Origin of the sequence: Microbacterium kribbense (assembly GCF_039537285.1) — a bacterium.
Taxonomy (GTDB): domain Bacteria; phylum Actinomycetota; class Actinomycetes; order Actinomycetales; family Microbacteriaceae; genus Microbacterium; species Microbacterium kribbense.
This window is the reverse complement of the sequence record NZ_BAABAF010000009.1, coordinates 112642-128667: the sequence shown is the minus strand read 5'-3', so window position 1 is coordinate 128667 and position 16026 is coordinate 112642. Positions and strand designations below refer to the sequence as shown.

15 protein-coding genes are annotated in these 16026 nt (G+C 70.3%); 2 read left to right on the top strand and 13 right to left on the bottom strand.

Annotated features, from left to right (window positions below; translation table 11 throughout):
• Positions 1-86: 86 nt before the first annotated feature.
• The 7 genes from ABD705_RS13685 to ABD705_RS13655 all read right to left on the bottom strand — a co-directional run bounded on the left by ABD705_RS13685 (position 87) and on the right by ABD705_RS13655 (position 7810).
• The gene (locus ABD705_RS13685) at positions 87-1139 is read right to left on the bottom strand and encodes an N-acetylglucosamine kinase (RefSeq protein ID WP_344784521.1); all 1053 of its coding nucleotides are present in this window, start codon (positions 1137-1139) and stop codon (positions 87-89) included.
• Entirely contained in the window at positions 1127-2386 is a 1260-nt protein-coding gene (locus ABD705_RS13680; protein ID WP_344784519.1) for a 6-phospho-beta-glucosidase, read from the bottom strand. Before ABD705_RS13680 ends, ABD705_RS13685 begins: the two co-directional genes overlap by 13 nt.
• Positions 2387-2391: 5 nt before the next feature.
• Positions 2392-3261 (bottom strand): carbohydrate ABC transporter permease, encoded by an 870-nt coding sequence (locus ABD705_RS13675; RefSeq protein ID WP_344784517.1) that lies wholly within the window; start codon positions 3259-3261, stop codon positions 2392-2394.
• Positions 3258-4247, bottom strand: coding sequence for a carbohydrate ABC transporter permease (locus ABD705_RS13670; RefSeq protein WP_344784515.1), 990 nt, complete (start codon positions 4245-4247; stop codon positions 3258-3260). The genes ABD705_RS13675 and ABD705_RS13670 overlap by 4 nt, the downstream gene beginning before the upstream one ends.
• Before the next feature lies 1 nt (position 4248).
• On the bottom strand, positions 4249-5595 hold the full coding sequence (locus ABD705_RS13665; protein ID WP_344784513.1) for an extracellular solute-binding protein: 1347 nt from the start codon (positions 5593-5595) through the stop codon (positions 4249-4251).
• 67 nt (positions 5596-5662) lie between these two features.
• A complete protein-coding gene (locus ABD705_RS13660) occupies positions 5663-6841 on the bottom strand; it encodes an ROK family protein (protein ID WP_344784511.1) in 1179 nt (392 codons plus the stop codon).
• A 123-nt stretch (positions 6842-6964) separates the two neighbouring features.
• Positions 6965-7810, bottom strand: coding sequence for an NRDE family protein (locus tag ABD705_RS13655; protein ID WP_344784509.1), 846 nt, complete (start codon positions 7808-7810; stop codon positions 6965-6967).
• Between the two features lie 35 nt (positions 7811-7845).
• On the opposite strand from ABD705_RS13655, the gene coaBC reads away from it, so the two are divergent.
• Entirely contained in the window at positions 7846-9048 is a 1203-nt protein-coding gene (gene coaBC, locus ABD705_RS13650; RefSeq protein WP_344784507.1) for a bifunctional phosphopantothenoylcysteine decarboxylase/phosphopantothenate--cysteine ligase CoaBC, read from the top strand.
• A gap of 145 nt (positions 9049-9193) precedes the next feature.
• On the top strand, positions 9194-10375 hold the full coding sequence (locus ABD705_RS13645) for a phospholipase effector Tle1 domain-containing protein (RefSeq protein WP_344784505.1): 1182 nt from the start codon (positions 9194-9196) through the stop codon (positions 10373-10375).
• Here ABD705_RS13645 and ABD705_RS13640 read toward each other — a convergent pair.
• The 6 genes from ABD705_RS13640 to ABD705_RS13615 form a co-directional block, all read right to left on the bottom strand.
• The gene (locus ABD705_RS13640) at positions 10317-11531 is read right to left on the bottom strand and encodes an FAD-dependent oxidoreductase (protein WP_344784503.1); all 1215 of its coding nucleotides are present in this window, start codon (positions 11529-11531) and stop codon (positions 10317-10319) included. The two genes, ABD705_RS13645 and ABD705_RS13640, sit on opposite strands and share 59 nt — an antisense overlap.
• 289 nt (positions 11532-11820) lie before the next feature.
• The gene (manA, locus tag ABD705_RS13635) at positions 11821-12960 is read right to left on the bottom strand and encodes a mannose-6-phosphate isomerase, class I (protein WP_344784501.1); all 1140 of its coding nucleotides are present in this window, start codon (positions 12958-12960) and stop codon (positions 11821-11823) included.
• Between the two features lie 76 nt (positions 12961-13036).
• Positions 13037-13873 carry a PfkB family carbohydrate kinase gene (locus ABD705_RS13630; RefSeq protein ID WP_344784499.1) on the bottom strand — a complete coding sequence of 279 codons (837 nt, stop codon included), beginning with the start codon at positions 13871-13873 and terminating at the stop codon, positions 13037-13039.
• Entirely contained in the window at positions 13857-14723 is an 867-nt protein-coding gene (locus ABD705_RS13625) for a DeoR/GlpR family DNA-binding transcription regulator (RefSeq protein WP_344784497.1), read from the bottom strand. The genes ABD705_RS13630 and ABD705_RS13625 overlap by 17 nt, the downstream gene beginning before the upstream one ends.
• Positions 14701-15525, bottom strand: a complete 825-nt coding sequence (locus tag ABD705_RS13620; protein WP_344784495.1) for a triose-phosphate isomerase family protein — start codon at positions 15523-15525, stop codon at positions 14701-14703. The genes ABD705_RS13625 and ABD705_RS13620 overlap by 23 nt, the downstream gene beginning before the upstream one ends.
• Positions 15525-16025: a ribose-5-phosphate isomerase gene (locus tag ABD705_RS13615; RefSeq protein ID WP_344784493.1), complete on the bottom strand. Its 501-nt coding sequence runs from the start codon at positions 16023-16025 to the stop codon at positions 15525-15527. Before ABD705_RS13615 ends, ABD705_RS13620 begins: the two co-directional genes overlap by 1 nt.
• Position 16026: the final 1 nt, after the last annotated feature.

The following is a 16026-nucleotide window of genomic DNA, read 5'->3' as shown; positions in this document are numbered from 1 at the left end:
CGGCGATCTGGCCGCCGCGAAGCGCGCCGCACGGACGACGTCGACTTAAGCGGGCCGACGCACCTACGCGAGACGCGCCTATGCGATCACGATCCCGCAGCAGCCGCGGCGTGAGGCGAGCGCTTACTCGCCTTCAGATGCTCGAGCGCAGCGCGCGCCGTGCTCAGGGCGGTGCGCGGCGCGCCCACTGTCTCAAGCGTCAGCAGCGCCGCACCCAGGATCGGCCGCGATCGCACGAGCGTGGCCACGGCCAGCGGCGCGAGGTCTGCGAGCCCGGCCTCGACTCCCCCGATCAGGCGATCATTCCCCGTCGCGAGCACACCGCCGCCCAACACCACCGGCACCGGACGCGTGAGCAGATCGAGGCGCTTCATCGCCGCGACCGCGAACGCCACGATCTCGTCGGCCTGCCGGTCGACGATGCCGCGTGCGATCGCATCGCCGGCATCGGATGCTTCCAGCACCAGCGGAGCCATTCCAGAGAAGCTGCCCGCCGGCAGCGTGCCGAAGTGGAAGGCCTCGATGACCGCCGCCACATCGGCGAGCCCCAGATGGGCGGGGATGGCGCTGGTCAGAACAGTCGCGTCGCCGCGGCCGTCCATCGCGCGGGCCGCGTGCCACAGGGCCTGCTCGCCGAGAAACGACCCGCCGCCCCAGTCGCCCGAGATCCTGCCGAGGGCCGCGAACCGGGCCTGCTGCCCATCGCTGCGCACTCCGATGCAATTGATCCCGGTGCCGCACACGACGGCAACGGCATCCTGTTCTTCTGTGCCCGCGCGAAGCAGCGCGAACATGTCATTGCCGACCACTGCGGGATGGCCGGTGACGCCTGTCGCCCAGGGCGTGGTCGCGACGGCCCGCGCGAACGCAGACACCTCTGCGGGCAGATCGAGGCCGGAGAGATAGATGTTGGTCTGCAGCAGCGGGCGCCCGCCCGCGGCGTCGTGCACCCGCCGGATGAGCGAGTCGACGACGTGCACCGCCGGGCCGAGGTCGATCGTCTGCGGGCTCGACCCGGGCATCCGGGCGCGAGCGATCACGTTCCCCTCGAGGTCGAGGGCGACACCGTCTGTCTTCGATCCTCCCCCGTCGACCGCGATCAGAATGGCATCATCGGGGCGCCCGCTCACGATGCCCATTCGAGGTAGCGGGCGTTCTCGGCCAGCAGCAGATCGGTCAGCTTCTCGGCGCGGTCGTACTGCCCCACCAGCGGATGAGCCAGCAGCGCCCGAAGCACGCGGTCTCGACCGCCCTGGACTGCGGCATCCAGCGCGAGGCGCTCGTAGCCCGCGACATGCCCGATCAGCCCCGCCAGGTCCTCCGGCAGCGGTTCGATGGGAAGGGCATGCACGCCGTCGGCGCCGACGGTCGCCGGCACCTCGATCGCATGGTCGTCCGGCAGGAACGGCAACGCGCCGTCATTGCGCAGGTTCACCACCTGCACGTCGCCGCGGTCTGCGGTCAGCGACGCGATCAGGTCGACTGCGGCCTCGGAGTAGAAGGCCCCGCCGCGCTGTTTGAGCTCCTCGGGCTTGGTGTCGACCTTCGGATCGGCATAGATCTTCAGCAGCGCGTGCTCCACCGCCATGACCGCCTCCGCGCGGGTCGCCGAGCCGAGCTGCTGGGTCAGCACCTCCTGGTGGGCGTAGAAGTAGCGCAGGTAGTAGGACGGGACCATTCCGAGCATGGTCAGCAGGCTGCCGGGCAGCTCGACCTCCTCTGCCAGGTCACCCAGATGCGCGTGCAGCAGGTCGTCCAGCACCGGTGCGCCGTCGACGGTCACGCCGCGCTCCCAGGTGAGGTGGTTCAGGCCCACATGCTGCAGCTGCACGCGGCCGTGGTCGACTCCGAGCATGTCTGCGAAGCGGCGCTGGAAGCCGATCGCCACGTTGCACAGCCCGACGGCGCGATGGCCGGCCTGCAGCAACGCGCGGGTGACGATGCCGACCGGATTGGTGAAGTCGATGATCCACGCATTCGGCTTGGCGAAGGTGCGGATCGCCTCGGCGACCCTGAGCACGACCGGCACGGTGCGCAATGCCTTCGCGAAGCCGCCCGGACCGGTCGTCTCCTGCCCGATCACCCCGCATGCGTGCGGCCAGGTCTCGTCCCCCTTGCGGGCGGCCTGTCCGCCGACACGCAGCTGGATGAGCACGATATCGGCGTCCGAGACACCGGCCTGAAGGTCGGAGGTGGTCACGATCTTGCCCGGATGCCCCTCTCGGGCGAACATGCGCCGCGAGATCGCCGCGACCAGCTCGAGGCGGTGCACGTCGGGGTCCACGAGCCAGACCTCCCCGATCGCCAAGGTGTCTCGCAGTCGGGCGAACCCGTCGATGAGCTCCGGCGTGTAGGTCGACCCTCCGCCGACAACCGCTAACTTCATTACCGCTATCCCTTCACTCCGGTCAGTGTGATGCCCTCGACGAACGTGCGTTGGGCGAAGAAGAAGATGACCACGACCGGGATGGTCACCAGCATCGTCACGGCCATCGTGGTGCCCCAGTCGGTGCCGTGCGAGCCATGGAATGTGGCCAGGCCATAGGCGACCGGCCAGTTCTGCGGGTTCTCCGACGTGTACAGCAGCGGGCCGAAGAAGTCGTTCCACGCGTTGAAGAACAGGAAGATCGCGCTGGCGGCGATGCCGGGCTTGGCCATCGGCACGACCACCCGCAAGAGCACCCCGAGCTCACCGTTGCCGTCGATCCTGGCCGCGTCGGCATACTCGTTCGGGATCGTGAGGAAGAACTGCCGCAGCAGGAAGATGGAGAACGCGTCACCGAGCAGATTCGGCAGGATGAGCGGCCACAGCGTTCCGGTCAGCCCGAGCTGCGCCCACATCACGTAGATCGGCACGACGGTGATCTGCGGCGGCAGCAGCATCGCGATGATGATGGCGAGGAAGATCAGGTTCGCTCCGCGAAAGCGGATCTTGGCCAGCACATACGCGGCGGGCACGGACGAGGCCAGCATGAACGCGGTGGCAAGCACCGCATAGGTCGCCGAGTTTCCGAACCACAGCGCGAGCGGCACCTGGCCGAACGCGCGCGCATAGTTGCCCCAGTCGAACGGGTTCGGCCAGAACGATGCGGTCAACGTCTGGTTGGCCGACATGAACGAGGTCAGCAGCACGAAGACCACGGGCGCCATGAACAGGATGCCCAGCGTGACCAGAACGACGTGTTCGCCGATGAAGACCAGCAGCCGATTCGGGCGGCGCCGTTGCGCCGACAGGACTGCGGCGTTCGTCGTGGCGGTCATGATGCGTCCTCCGGACTGAAGGCCTTGAATTGGCGCAGCAGGATGCCCACGAACACGCTGGCGACCACGAACAGCACCACTGCCAGGGCGGCCGCATAGCCGAGCTGGAAGTTGCTGAAGCCACGGACGTAGAGCCACTCGGTGTAGGTGAGCAGCGAGTTGGCCGGGTAGCCGAGCAGTGCGCCGATGCCGTTGTTCACGCCGGCGGTGCCGCTGGCGACACTGGATGCGACGGCTGCTTCGGTGAAGTACTGCAGCGCGGCGATGACGCCCGTGATCACGGCGAAGACGATCACCGGGATGACGGTGGGAATGGTCACATACCGCAGCTTCTGCAGGCCGTTGGCGCCGTCCAGCGCTGCCGCCTCGTACTGCTCCTGCGGTACATCCAGGAACGACGCCAAGAAGATGATCATGATGTCTCCGAGCACCCACATGCCCAGCAGCACGAGCGAAGGCTTGGACCAGGCCGGGTCGCTGAACCACAGCGGACCCTGGATGCCGAAGAACTTGAGGACCTGGTTGACCGGCCCGGTGCCCGGATTGAAGAGGAAGACGAACGCCACGGTCGAGGCCACCGGCGGAACGAGCGCGGGCAGGTAGAACAGCGTGCGCCAGAAGCCGCTGCCGTGCTTGACCCGCGTCAGCAGTCCGGCCACCGCCATGGCCGAGATGACCCGCACCGGCACGAGGATGACAACCAGCCACAGGGTGTTGAGGGTCGCCGTGACGATTGCCGGATCCTGCGTGAACAGGTAGATGTAGTTGCGGAATCCGATCCATTCCGGCGGCGTCAGCAGGTTGTAGCGGGTCAGCGAGAAGTAGATGTTGGCGACCAGCGGATACCCGAAGAACACTCCCAGCCCGAGCAGCGCCGGAGTCAGCATCGCCCAGATCACCAGCTGGCGTTTGATCTTCGGCCGCGAAGTCCGGGTGGAGCGGACGGCCGACGCCGCCCGCTCCATCCGGACAGTCGAGACGGTCATCTCACGGTGCCTTGCTCAGCGCCAGGGCATTGTCGATGTCGTGGTCGACCTTGGCCAGTCCTGCCTCCAGGTCGGTGTCTGCACCGGACTGCCAGTTGTCCCAGAAGTTCTGGAACGTCGTCTGGTTGGCATGTCCGATCGCCGTCGCCGGAACCGTGATGAGGTGCGGGCTCTTGGCGATGTCGAGGAACGTCGTGAACTGCTCGGGGAAGTCCAGCTTCGGCGAGCTCAGCGCGTCCTTCGTCGTCGGGATGTTCTTGATCCCGTTCGACAGATCCACGACGGCATCGGTGTTGGTCGCGAGGTACTTCAGCAGCGCCCAGGCCAGCTCGGCGTGCTGCGACCCCTTGGCGATCCCGGCGATCGTGCCGGTCGTGTAGCCACCACCGTAGAGATCGGTGTACTGATCGCCGGTAGGGAAGGGCGCCGTGCCATAGTGCAGATCCGGCTTCTGGTCTGCGATGAACGCGACCCGCCACTCGCCGTCCAGGTTCATCGCCAGCTGGCCGGTCTGGAAGGCGTTGTTGGCCGACCACTCGTCGCCCAGTCCCGCGCTGAAGGCCTTCAGCTTGTCATAGCCGATCTTGTCGATGAACCCCTTCTGCCAGGTCAGCAGGTCTTTCCAGGCCTGGTTGTTGACGTCGCTCTTGGTCCCGTCGTCTGACATCCACGCGGCACCGTTGACCCCGGTCCAGTTCACGGGCTGGTTCTCGTAGAAGTTCATCAGCGGGTTGAAGCCCAGCGTCTTGATCGACCCGTCGGTGTTGTACGTGGTCATCTTCAGCGCCATCGCTTCGAGTTCGGAGAGCGTCTTGGGCGGCGCGGTGTAGCCGGCCGCTTTCAGCAGATCGGTGTTGTAGTAGAGGCCGTAGGCGTCAGCAGGCATCGGCAGCGCGCACTGCTTGCCATCGAACGAGGTGTAGCTTCTGGCGACGTCGGAGAACTGGGACATGTCGACCTTGTCTCGCGAGATCACCGGCGCGAGGTCACGGAACGAGCCGCTCGAGCAGAACAGCCCCACGCTGTCGGTCGACCCCGAGATGGCGACATCGATGTCTCCGCCGGTCGCGATCTTCTGCTGGAGTTTCTGGTCGTCCTGCCCGGAGTGGATGGTGACCGTGACGCCCGGGTTAGCCTTCTCGAAGTTGTCGACGACCCCCTTGATCACCGACGCCTCACGGTCGGTGAAGAAGTGCCACAGCGAGACGGTGCCTTTGAGGCTCTGCGGAGCGCTGGCTCCGAAGCTGCTGCCGCTGGTGCCGCTCGAGCACCCCGACAGAACGAGCGCAGCGGTGGTGGCGACCGCGCCGAACGTGGCCAGCTTGCGCAGATATGAGTACTTCTTCAACGTGATACCTCACTTTTCTTCCGATCGGATACGGATGGTCTTCGTTGCGCGCAATGCCGCGCGTCCGTCAGGACTTCGCTTCGAGTTCATGCAGCAGGCGCTGCCGCACCTCGCGGACGAGCACTATGCGGGCGCCGCGCAGCACCGGATGCACTGCGATGCCGGAGTCGGTAATGCGGGGATGCCACAGCGTCGTGCGGCGGACCTCGGAGCTGACAAGTTCGGCCAGCAGCTCTCCGCCGGCCGCACCGACGGGGCCGCCGAGGACGATCAGCTCCGGGTCGAGGATCGCCAGCACCGGCACCACCCCGATCGCCACGCGGCGAGCGACCTCGGTCAGCACGGCCGCGCGCGCGGGATGGGTGGTCAGCGCCTCCAGCACCGCCCGGTCATCGCCCGATACGCCGTGCGCACGCGAGATGGCGAGGATTGCCGCCTGGCCGAACAGCTGCTGCAGGTCGGTGGCGTCCGGGTCGATCTCAGCCGCGTTGCGCGGCGCCGGCAGGTAGCCGATCTCACCGGCACCACCGGCAGCCCCGCGATGCACGGCCCCGGCGAGATCGACGGCCAGGCCGAGGCCCTCGCCCATCCAGAGCAGCGCGAAGCTGTTCGCCTCGGCGCCCGACCCCTCGCTGCGCACGGCGATCGCCGCGAGGTTGACGTCGTTGTCGATGACGACCTCGAACCCGAGCTCGGCCTCAAGCTGGGCGCGGACATTCTTCGTCGGCCAGTTCGGCAACGCATCGATGAAGGAGAGCTCGTCGGTGCGCGGATCGACCGATCCGGGGATCCCGAGGGACACGACGCGGACAGCGGAGGGGGACTTGCCTGCTGCCGCGCAGGCGGCGTCCACGGCCTGCTGCACCACCGACGCCGCGGCGCGGTCGCCCTCGCTCGCGTCGATGACGGTCTCTGCGATGGGATATTCCGTGCCGTTGACGTCGACGACCGTCGAGCGCATCTCAGACTCACCGATGTCGACGGCCACACCGAGACCTCGGTCGCTGCGCACGCTGTAGGTGGCGGCATTGGGGCCGCGCCCGCGGGAGACCTCGCCGACCGCCTCGATGATCCCCACGTCTCCGAGATGTGCCACGATCTGCGATGCCGTGGGCTTGGACAACCCAGACAACTCACCGATGCGATTGCGGGTCAGCACGCCATGGTCGAACAGCACCGAGAGCACGGTGCGCTCGTTTCGCTGGCGCAACCAGGAAGGCGTGCCGGGCAGTGTCTTCGTCGACATGGATTCGTTTCGCTTTCGCTTGTGAGTCGGAATCTATCAGGAAAGGTTCTTAATAGATAGGGGGTGGGTGAAGATTCTTTCCGTGCCGGGCCGATGCCGGGCCGATGCCGGGCCGGTGCCGGCTCAGATGTCGAGGCCGCGCGGCGGCACCAGATGCACCGGGTTCCAGTGCCCGGGCAGATCGAGTTGCCCGTACTCCACCTCGACGCCGTCCGTCCCGATCGAGGCCACGCACAGCAGCAGCGACTGGGTCGGATAGCCCAGCGGCCGGTTGTCGCGGATGATCGCCCGGTCGTCCGTGGCCCCCAGCTCGGCGCTGCGCGCCAGCACCTCGAGCCACGGATGCGCCCAGGCCGGTCCGCCCGAGGCGATGGCGCCCGACGCCGGCGGCACGGTGTCGGCGAGCGCCCGGTCGGGGTCGGCGACCTCCCCCGCCTGCATCGCGGGCGAAGCGGATGCCGCCGCGTCGTCGGTCGTCGACGCAGCGGCAAACGCATCGTGCCAGGCGGTGATCCGAGCGGTGCGCGGGTCGTCCAGGTCGTCGTGCGCGATCATGTGGGTGCCCGGCGGCACCGCGACCTCGCTGCGCGTCAGGCCGTCCCACGTGATGACCCGCACCCCGTCCGGCCCGGCGTCGACGAGGTTGAAGCCGAGAACCGCGTGCGTCGGTTCCGGAGCGTCGCCGGCGACGGCATCCAGCACGATCGCCCCCCGTGAGATCGGCGCGACGCCTTCGGGAACCGGCGGGCTGTGCCGGTTCAGCAGTACGGCCAGGCGCCGGGTCGCGGCATCCGCTGCCAGCCAGGCACCGCCCGCGCGCACGTCGCGCACCCCGACCACGCCCGGATGCGCCTCGGGCCACCAGGCGCCCAGCGGCTGCCACGGCCGATTCGGGTCTTCATCGCGCACGGCCAGGATGCGCATCGGCTCGCCGGCATGGTCCGGCACGCGCAGGATCACCGTGCACATCGCGCACCTCCGCCGGGAGATGGGAGGATCGTGCCATGTTCATCGTCGTGGGAGTCACCGGCGGCATCGCGGCCTACAAGTCGGTGCACCTGGTGCGGCTGCTGGTGAAAGCCGGTCACCAGGTTCATGTCGTGCCCACCGTCGACGCGCTGCGGTTCGTCGGGCTGCCGACGTGGGAGGCGATCAGCCGCCACCCGGTCACCACCTCGGTGCATGACGACGTGCCGCAGGTGCGCCATGTCGCCCTCGGCCAGTCCGCTGATCTCGTGATCGTCGCGCCCGCCACTGCCAACTCCCTTGCCAAGATGGCCGCCGGCATCGCCGACGACCTGCTGGGCACCACCCTACTTGCCACCACGGCGCCAGTCGTTCTGGCGCCGGCGATGCACACCGAGATGTGGCGGCATCCCGCCACCCAGCACAACATCGCCACACTCATCGAACGGGGCGCGCACGTGATCGGGCCCGGCGACGGCCCGCTCACCGGCGGCGACTCGGGCCCCGGCCGCATGGTCGAGCCGGAAGAGATCGTCGCCGCCGCACTCGCCGTGATCGCGCCGCAGGACCTGGCCGGGCTGCGCGTGGTCGTCTCGACCGGCGGCACCCGCGAGCCGCTGGATCCGGTGCGGTTCCTGGGCAATCGCTCCAGTGGACGGCAGGGCACCGCCCTGGCCCGGGCCGCCGCCGACCGCGGCGCGGCCGTGACACTGGTCGCGGCGCACACCGATGCGGGCGTCCTGGATGAGGCGGGCACGATTCCGATGCGTCGGGTCGGCACCGCCGCCGAGCTGCAGGCCGCGATGGTGGATGCCGCCGCCGACGCCGACGTGATCGTGATGGCCGCGGCCGTGGCCGATTACCGGCCGGCGTCGGTCTCGGACGGCAAGCTGAGCAAGGATGCCGTCAGCGGCCACGCGCGCACTCTGGAGCTGGTCGAGACCGAGGATGTGCTGGCCGGTCTCGTGCGCGCGCGGCGGGAGGGCCAGACCATCGTCGGCTTCGCCGCCGAGACCGCGGCCGACGACGCCGACCTGCTCGATCGCGGCCGCCGCAAGCACGCCCGCAAAGGCACCGACCTGCTGGTCGTGAACCGGGTCGGCTGGACCGGCGGGTTCGAGGCATCCGAGAACACCGTGGTCGTGCTCGGCCGCGCGGGCGCCGTGGTGGCCGAGGCATCCGGCACGAAGCGACAGGTCGCCGACGCCGTCTGGGATGCCGTCCGGGGCGCGCGGGGATAGGGGCCGGGCCAGCGCGGCGAACCGGGGCGGCCCCCGGTTCGGCGGCCCGGACAGCAGGCCACGGGCATCCGCCCACCGTCAGCCCGCGGCCACGACCCACGTATCACCGGTGCTGCTCCCCGCCTCTTCCCACGAGGAGGCAATCATGAGTACGCCCTACGCGCCCAAGAACATCGTGGTCTGCCTGGATGGCACCAGCAATGAGCTCGACCGGCATCCGACCAATGCGGCCAAGGTGTTCATGATGCTCGACCTGGACGATCCGGCCGCGCAGATCGCCTATTACGACCCCGGAGTCGGCACGCTGCCGTCGGCGACCGCGCGCGGATCGATCGAGCGCTGGCTGTCGCAGCTGTGCGGGCTCGCGTTCGGATTCGGGATGCGGCGGAAGGTCAGCCAGGCCTACGGCTGGCTGGTGGATCACTACCGGCCCGGCGACCGCGTGTTCATCTTCGGGTTCAGCCGCGGCGCCTACACGGCACGCGCCCTGGCGGCGCTGCTGGCACGCCCGGGGCTGCTGCGCAGCGGATCGGAGCACCTCGTCGAATACGCGGTCGCGCAGTATGTGAAGCCGGCCGGCACGAAGAAGTCCGTCGCGCTGCGCGCCCGCGAGGCGAAGGCCTTCGCCGACGCCCTGTGCTGGGGCACGGCCGGCGAGCCGGTGGCACCGGCCTCCGGCGGGTTCGCCGCCGCGGATGTGCACGCGATCCCGGTCGAGTACCTCGGGGTCTGGGACACCGTGGAGGCCTGGTTCGCGGGGCTCGGCAGCCTCGACTGGCCCGACACCAGCTCGCTGTGGAACGTGCGCCGGCTGCGGCACGCGGTCTCGATCGACGAGACGCGGCGTCCGTTCCGTTACCTGCCGGTCGATCGGCGCGACGGGTTCGAAGAGGCGTGGTTCCCCGGCGTGCACTGCGACGTCGGCGGCACCTTCCAGAACCACGAGCTGGCCACGATCGCGCTCAAGTGGGTCTTCGACGGCGTGTGCGGCCAGCTGCGGCTGCGCGACCAGCAGCCCGCCGTCGCCTATGCGCGGTACTGCGCCGTCGAGCGCTCCTACGCGCAACAGGCGCCGGCGCACCGCAACCAGTGGGCCTGGAACCTGCTGATCCCCCGCCACCGGCGCATCCCCGACGACGCCGTGCTGCACGAGTCGGTGCGCGAGCGGATGGCCGCGCAGCCGGGTTACCTGTCCGACCTGGCGCGGGCGGATGCCGCCGACCGCTGGACCGATCCGGACTGGTGGATGCCGCAGGTCGCGGGCGCTGTCACTCCAGCCGCTCCGGGCGAAACCCATAGCCCACCAGCCGTGCCAGCAGCGGCGTGAGCAGCGGCAGCACCAGCCGCAGCACGACACGCTGCGGCCTGGTCGGCGGGTGGGAGATGATGCGCCCGATGCGCCCGCTCGCGATGAAGCGATGCGCGCGATACTGGATGGCCTGCATCATCGCGGTCGGCCGGTCGCGGCGCCGCTGCACGGCCGCGCAGGCCCGATCCACCGCGTCCGACGCCTGCGCGGCGAGCGCCGGCACGAGCACGCGGGCCGCGGCGACGGCGTCCTGCACCGCATAGTTGATGCCGACGCCGAACATCGGCGACATGGCATGAGCGGCATCCCCGATCAGCAGCACGCCGGGGCGCCACCACCGCGGCAGCCGGTCGATCTGCACCGACAGCAGCTTCACGTCGTCGTACGAGGCGACCGCGTCGATCACCTCGCCCAGTCGCGGCACGACCCGCACGACCTGCGCGCGGAACGCGTCGATCCCCTGCGCGTGCAGCGCCTCGTCGGACTCCTTGGGCACGAGCAGCGCGCACTGCAGGTAGTCCGGCCGCGGAATCGTGATCGCCACACCGCCAGGGCCGGCCCACGCGAGCGTGTCGGGCACCGGCCGCTGCGGCCTGGGCACCCGGAACCACATGACGTCGGAGTCGACCGGCCGCTCGCGCGGCACCAGTCCGAGCGCGCGCCGCACCGTCGAGCTGCGGCCGTCGGCGGCGACCACGAGGCGCGCCTGCACCGTCAGCTCACCGTCGGCGGTGCGCGCACGCACGCCGCGCACGCGGCCGCCGCGCTCGACCAGGCCGGTCACCTCGGCGCCCATCCGCAGGTGGAACGACGGATGCTCCGCCCCGGCCTCGGCGAGCAGGTCGAGCAGATCCCACTGCGGCATCAGCGTCACGAACCGGTTCGGCGGCGGGAGCGAGGTGAAATCGACCAGGTGCAGGCGGATGCCGTTGATCACGGCATCCAGTCGCCGCAGCGGCGCGTGCGCGATGGCGTCGAACCGCGCGCGCAGACCGAGTGCGTCGATCAGGTTCAGCGTCGAAGGGTGCACCGTGTCGCCGCGGAAGTCGCGGAAGAAATCGTCGTGCTTCTCGAGCACCAGCACATCGATGCCCGCTCGCGCCAGCAGCAGCCCGAGCATCACGCCGGCGGGCCCGCCCCCGGCGATGCACACGTCCGCACGAACGTCGCTCACGGTGGCACACTACGCGCGGGCCGCCGGCCTCGCCACCCCTGCTGTGGGCCGGCGGGACCCGTCACCCGTGCCTCGAACCGGCCGGCGCCGCCGCGGTGCGGCAGGCCGACCGGGCAGAACTCCTCCCAACCGGAGCCGACGGGCCCCGACACGCCGCGCAGCGGGCCGGAACGGCACGGATCGAAGGAGTTCTGGCCGCCGGCCCGACTTGAGCCTCCGCCCTCAGCCCACCCCGCTCGATCTCAGACACGGCCGTCAGCCGGGCCGGCAACCCGGCCCCAGCCCCGCTTCACACCCCGGTCGCGACGAACAAGCGTCCCGAGCCGGCCGCGTTCAGCTCGGCGGCCGCGTCGACGAACAGGATCGCACCGCGATCGGCCGCAGCCTCCGCTCCGCCGGCGCTCAGCGTGAACGCACCCTCGAGGACGACCGCGATGGCGGCCGAGTCGACCGCGAAGGTCGCGTCGCCGGTGACGGCCAGCAGCTCGAACCCGACGCCCGCGCCCGATTCCACCGATGCCGGACGGTACGACACCACGTTCGACCCGAGGGGCGCCGGCTGCAGCCGCGACGGCGGGCCCGGTGTGAAGTCGAGCACCTTCGCCAGCTCGTCGCGGTCGATGTGCTTGGGCGTCAGTCCGCCCCGCAGCACGTTGTCGCTCGGGCCCATCAGCTCCACCCCGGTGCCGCGCAGATACGCGTGGATATTGCCCGCGGGCAGCCACAGCGACTGCCCCGCCGCCAGCGTCACGGGGTTCAGCATCTGCGCGACGAGAATGCCGGGGTCCCCCGGATAGGCCCGCGCCAGCCGATCGATCAGCTCGAAGTCGGCCGGGTGCGCCTGCGCGGTCGCGACCGCCGCAGCGACGGCCCCGTCGGCCGCTCCGGAGAGCAGCCACTCGAACGCCTCGCGCACGCCTGCCGCGGTCGCCGCCCGCCACGATGCCAGCGCCTCGGGTGTGTCGGATGCCGCTGTCAGTGCGTCGATCAGCGCCAGGGTCTCGGCCACCGGCCGAAAGCCGCACAGCGCCTCGAAGCCGTCATCGACGGCGACGATCAGCTCGGGCTTGGCGTGGGGGTCCTTGTAATTGCGCTCGCGTGCGGTCAGCGGCACACCGGCCGCCTCTTCGCGGGCGAAGCCGGATGCCGCCTGTTCGGGGGTCGGGTGCGCCTGCAGCGAGAGCGGGGATGCCGCCGCCAGCACCTTCAACAGGTAGGGCAGCGTACGACCGGAATGCGCCTCCCATTCGGTCAGGTCCTGCCAATCCCCGGTGCCCACCCGCCGGCTCGGCGAGAGCGGATGCGCCCCCAGCCACAGCTCGGCCTCCGGCGCGCCGGTGGGCGCCCAGCCCAGCGCCCCCGCGACGCCGTCGACGGCGCCCCAGGCATAGTCGCGCGGCGTGTTCGTGATCGGGATGAGGTGTGCCATCGTGTCCTTTCCAGCCACCATTCAGCGTAGGCGCCCGACGCGCGTCCTACGCCCCAGCAGGTGCGCGAACAACGCCTCACACCTGAGGCAGGTACGCCGCCAGCGCCTGCAGCGGCGGCCGGGTGCGCGCGTCGGCGACGACCGCGGCGCCCACCGCACAGGCGGCGGCCAGTGCGCGCTCCTCATCGACGCCCTGCAGCAGACCGACGGTCAGCGCAGCGGCGAACGCGTCACCCGCCCCCACGGTGCTGACCACACTCGTCGGCACGCCGGGTGCCTGCGCGACCCGCACCCCGCGACGCAGCAGCACGGCTCCCTCGGCGCCGAGGGTCAGCGCGACCAGCGGCGCCGTGGCCAGCCGCGGCAGCGCCGCGTATTCGCCCTCGTTCACGATGAACAGCCCCGTGCGCTTCCACAGCACGGCGCTCAGTTCCCGGGCGGGCGAGACGTTCAGCGCGAACAGTCCGGTGCTGGTGCGCGCGACGTGGTCCACCACCTCGGCATCGATCTCGAGCTGGGTCAGCACCGGCACCGCCGGATCGCGCACGATCGCGGCCGGGTCGATCTTCAGGTTCGCACCGGCGCACACGACGATCGAGTTCTCGCCGTCGGCATCCACCACGATCAGGGCCGTGCCGGTCGGGTCCGAGACGGTCTGCACGCCGGCGGTGTCCACGCCCGCCTCGCGCAGCGAGGCGAGCATCTGCGTGCCGGCATCGTCGGCGCCGACCGCGCCGATCAGGCGCACCTGGCCACCCAGCCGTGCCGCCGCCGCGGCCTGGTTGGCGCCCTTGCCCCCGGGTTCGCGCGTCAGCACGCCGTCGGCGACCGTCTCTCCGGGCGCCGGCGCGCGCTGCACATGCGCGAGCAGATCGAGGTTGATCGCTCCGAGCACGTCAAGTCGCGGATTCATCGCGCCCACCCTTCGCACCGCGGCGGGCCACGATGACCTCGATGCCGGCCTTGCGCAGCCGCCGCACGTGCACCGGCGCCGTGTCGGCGTCGACGATCACGGCGTCGAAGTCGCTCAGCGGCAGCAGCGCATGCAGCGCCCGCTTGTCGAACTTGGTGTGGTCGGCCAGCAGGATCCGCCGGCTGGCCGCGTCGAACATCGCCTTCTTGATGTCGACGGTCTCCAGCGTCTGGTGGAACGCGATGTCGTCGGTGATCGCCGACGTCGACATCACGAAGACGTCCGCCCGCAGCGTCGCGACCGCCTGCACCGCCATCCGGCCCATGAACGCCGAGCACCAGTTGTAGTACTGCCCGCCCACCGACAGCAGCGTGATGCCGCGCGCCCCGCGCAGCTCGTCCATGATCGTCAGCGTGTTGGTGATCACCGTCAGCGGCGTCTTGGCGTGCAGCATCGGCACCAGCTGCATCGTCGTGGTCGAGTCGTCCAGCATGATGGCTTGGCCGGGTTCGATGAACTCCAGCGCGGCGCGCGCGATGGCATCCTTCTCACTCAGCTGCCGGCTCTGCCGATACACGTCGCTGGACTCGACCAGCGCCGACGACAGCGCCGTCGCGACGCCCCGGCTCTTGCGCAGCAGACCGCGCCCCTCGAGTTCGTCGAGGTCGCGATGGACGGTCATCACGCTGATGCCGAACCGCTCGGCCAACGTCTCGATGCGGATCGCACCGGCGGCCATCACCGCCTCGGTGATCTCGCGCTGGCGGGCCTGCTGGCGCCCCTGCCGCGACACCGACTCGTGCGCGACCGGCCCGTCCGACGCCCCCTCACCAGAGGGCGACTGGGTCATTGCCGTCACTTCCGCCTCGTTCCCCGACATGCGCCGAGCGCATCGCCGCGGCCTCGTCGACCACCCGCTCCAGCTGCTCCGGGTCGTGCGCGAACCGGCCCAGGAAGAGCCCGTCGACGCTGCCGCCGAGCCGGCCGAGCAGGCCGGGCTGCGCGCTGCCGCCGTAGATGAGGGTGGATGCCGCGACCCGCGGGTCGGCGCTGAGACCGGTCCGCAGCGCGGCCGAGACCTCGGCGATCCACTCCGCCGGCGCGGGCTGGGCGGCCCCGATCGCCCACACCGGCTCGTACGCGACGATCAGCTCGGGCACCACGGTCGACGCGTCGCCGAGGGCGGCGTCGATCTGCGCGAGGCACTGCGCGACGGCCTCGGGAGCCGCCTCCCGCACGTCCTCCCCCACGCACAGCACCGGGGTCAGCCCGTTGCGCACGGCAGCGGCCAGCTTCTTGCGGATGATCTCATCGTCTTCGCCGAACACGGCGCGCCGCTCGGCGTGCCCGACCTCGACATACGAGCACCCGACCTGGCGCAGGTCGGTCCCGCTGACGGCGCCGGTGTACGCGCCGCGATCCTCCCAGAACAGGTCCTGTGCGCCGAGCCCGACCGCACTGCCGTCCAGCGCGTCGCGCACCTGAAGCAGCGCCGGCAGCGACGGCAGCGCGAACAGCCGCACCGAACCGTCCTGCACGGCCGGGTGGCGGCGAGCGAGCTCGCCGACGGCGCGCGCCCACGCCACGGTGCTCCGGGTGTCGAGGTACAGCTTCAGGCTGACACCGAGAGTGACCGCGGCGTGATCGTCCATCAGTGCGGGTCTCCGGCGGTGTCGCCGGATGCTGCGGACTGGCCCGCCTCGTACTCCTTCATCACGGCGACCTTCGCAGCCGACGCCGACGTCTCGTCGAACTCGTAGCCGAGCCATTCCCGGGCCAGGCGCCGGGCCAGCTCGAGGCCGACCACGCGCTGCCCGAAGGCCAAGACCTGGGCGTTGTTGCTGAGCACGCCGCGCTCGACGCTGTAGCTGTCGTGCGCGGTCACGGCGCGGATGCCGGGCACCTTGTTCGCGGCGATCGCCACGCCCAGCCCGGTGCCGCACACCAGCAGCGCGCGGTCGGCTTCGCCGTCGCGCACCTTCTCGGCCGCCGCGATCGCGACGGTCGGGTAGGGGGTGTGCGACTGCGCGTCCACGCCCACGTCGATGACCTCCGAGACCCGCGGGTCGTTCTGCAGGTCTGCCTTCAGGGCTTCCTTGTACTGGAAGCCGGCGTCGTCGGATCCGACGATCACACGCCAGGTACGAGCCATC

Coding starts and splice junctions, on each gene's coding strand:
- ABD705_RS13615 (WP_344784493.1), bottom strand. CDS start 16,025: ATGGCTCGTACCTGGCGTGTGATCGTCGGATCCGACGACGCCGGCTTC.
- ABD705_RS13680 (WP_344784519.1), bottom strand. CDS start 2,386: ATGAAGTTAGCGGTTGTCGGCGGAGGGTCGACCTACACGCCGGAGCTC.
- ABD705_RS13675 (WP_344784517.1), bottom strand. CDS start 3,261: ATGACCGCCACGACGAACGCCGCAGTCCTGTCGGCGCAACGGCGCCGC.
- ABD705_RS13630 (WP_344784499.1), bottom strand. CDS start 13,873: ATGAATCCGCGACTTGACGTGCTCGGAGCGATCAACCTCGATCTGCTC.
- coaBC (WP_344784507.1), top strand. CDS start 7,846: ATGTTCATCGTCGTGGGAGTCACCGGCGGCATCGCGGCCTACAAGTCG.
- ABD705_RS13645 (WP_344784505.1), top strand. CDS start 9,194: ATGAGTACGCCCTACGCGCCCAAGAACATCGTGGTCTGCCTGGATGGC.
- ABD705_RS13625 (WP_344784497.1), bottom strand. CDS start 14,723: ATGACCCAGTCGCCCTCTGGTGAGGGGGCGTCGGACGGGCCGGTCGCG.
- ABD705_RS13655 (WP_344784509.1), bottom strand. CDS start 7,810: ATGTGCACGGTGATCCTGCGCGTGCCGGACCATGCCGGCGAGCCGATG.
- ABD705_RS13670 (WP_344784515.1), bottom strand. CDS start 4,247: ATGACCGTCTCGACTGTCCGGATGGAGCGGGCGGCGTCGGCCGTCCGC.
- ABD705_RS13685 (WP_344784521.1), bottom strand. CDS start 1,139: ATGGGCATCGTGAGCGGGCGCCCCGATGATGCCATTCTGATCGCGGTC.
- ABD705_RS13620 (WP_344784495.1), bottom strand. CDS start 15,525: ATGGACGATCACGCCGCGGTCACTCTCGGTGTCAGCCTGAAGCTGTAC.
- manA (WP_344784501.1), bottom strand. CDS start 12,960: ATGGCACACCTCATCCCGATCACGAACACGCCGCGCGACTATGCCTGG.
- ABD705_RS13660 (WP_344784511.1), bottom strand. CDS start 6,841: ATGTCGACGAAGACACTGCCCGGCACGCCTTCCTGGTTGCGCCAGCGA.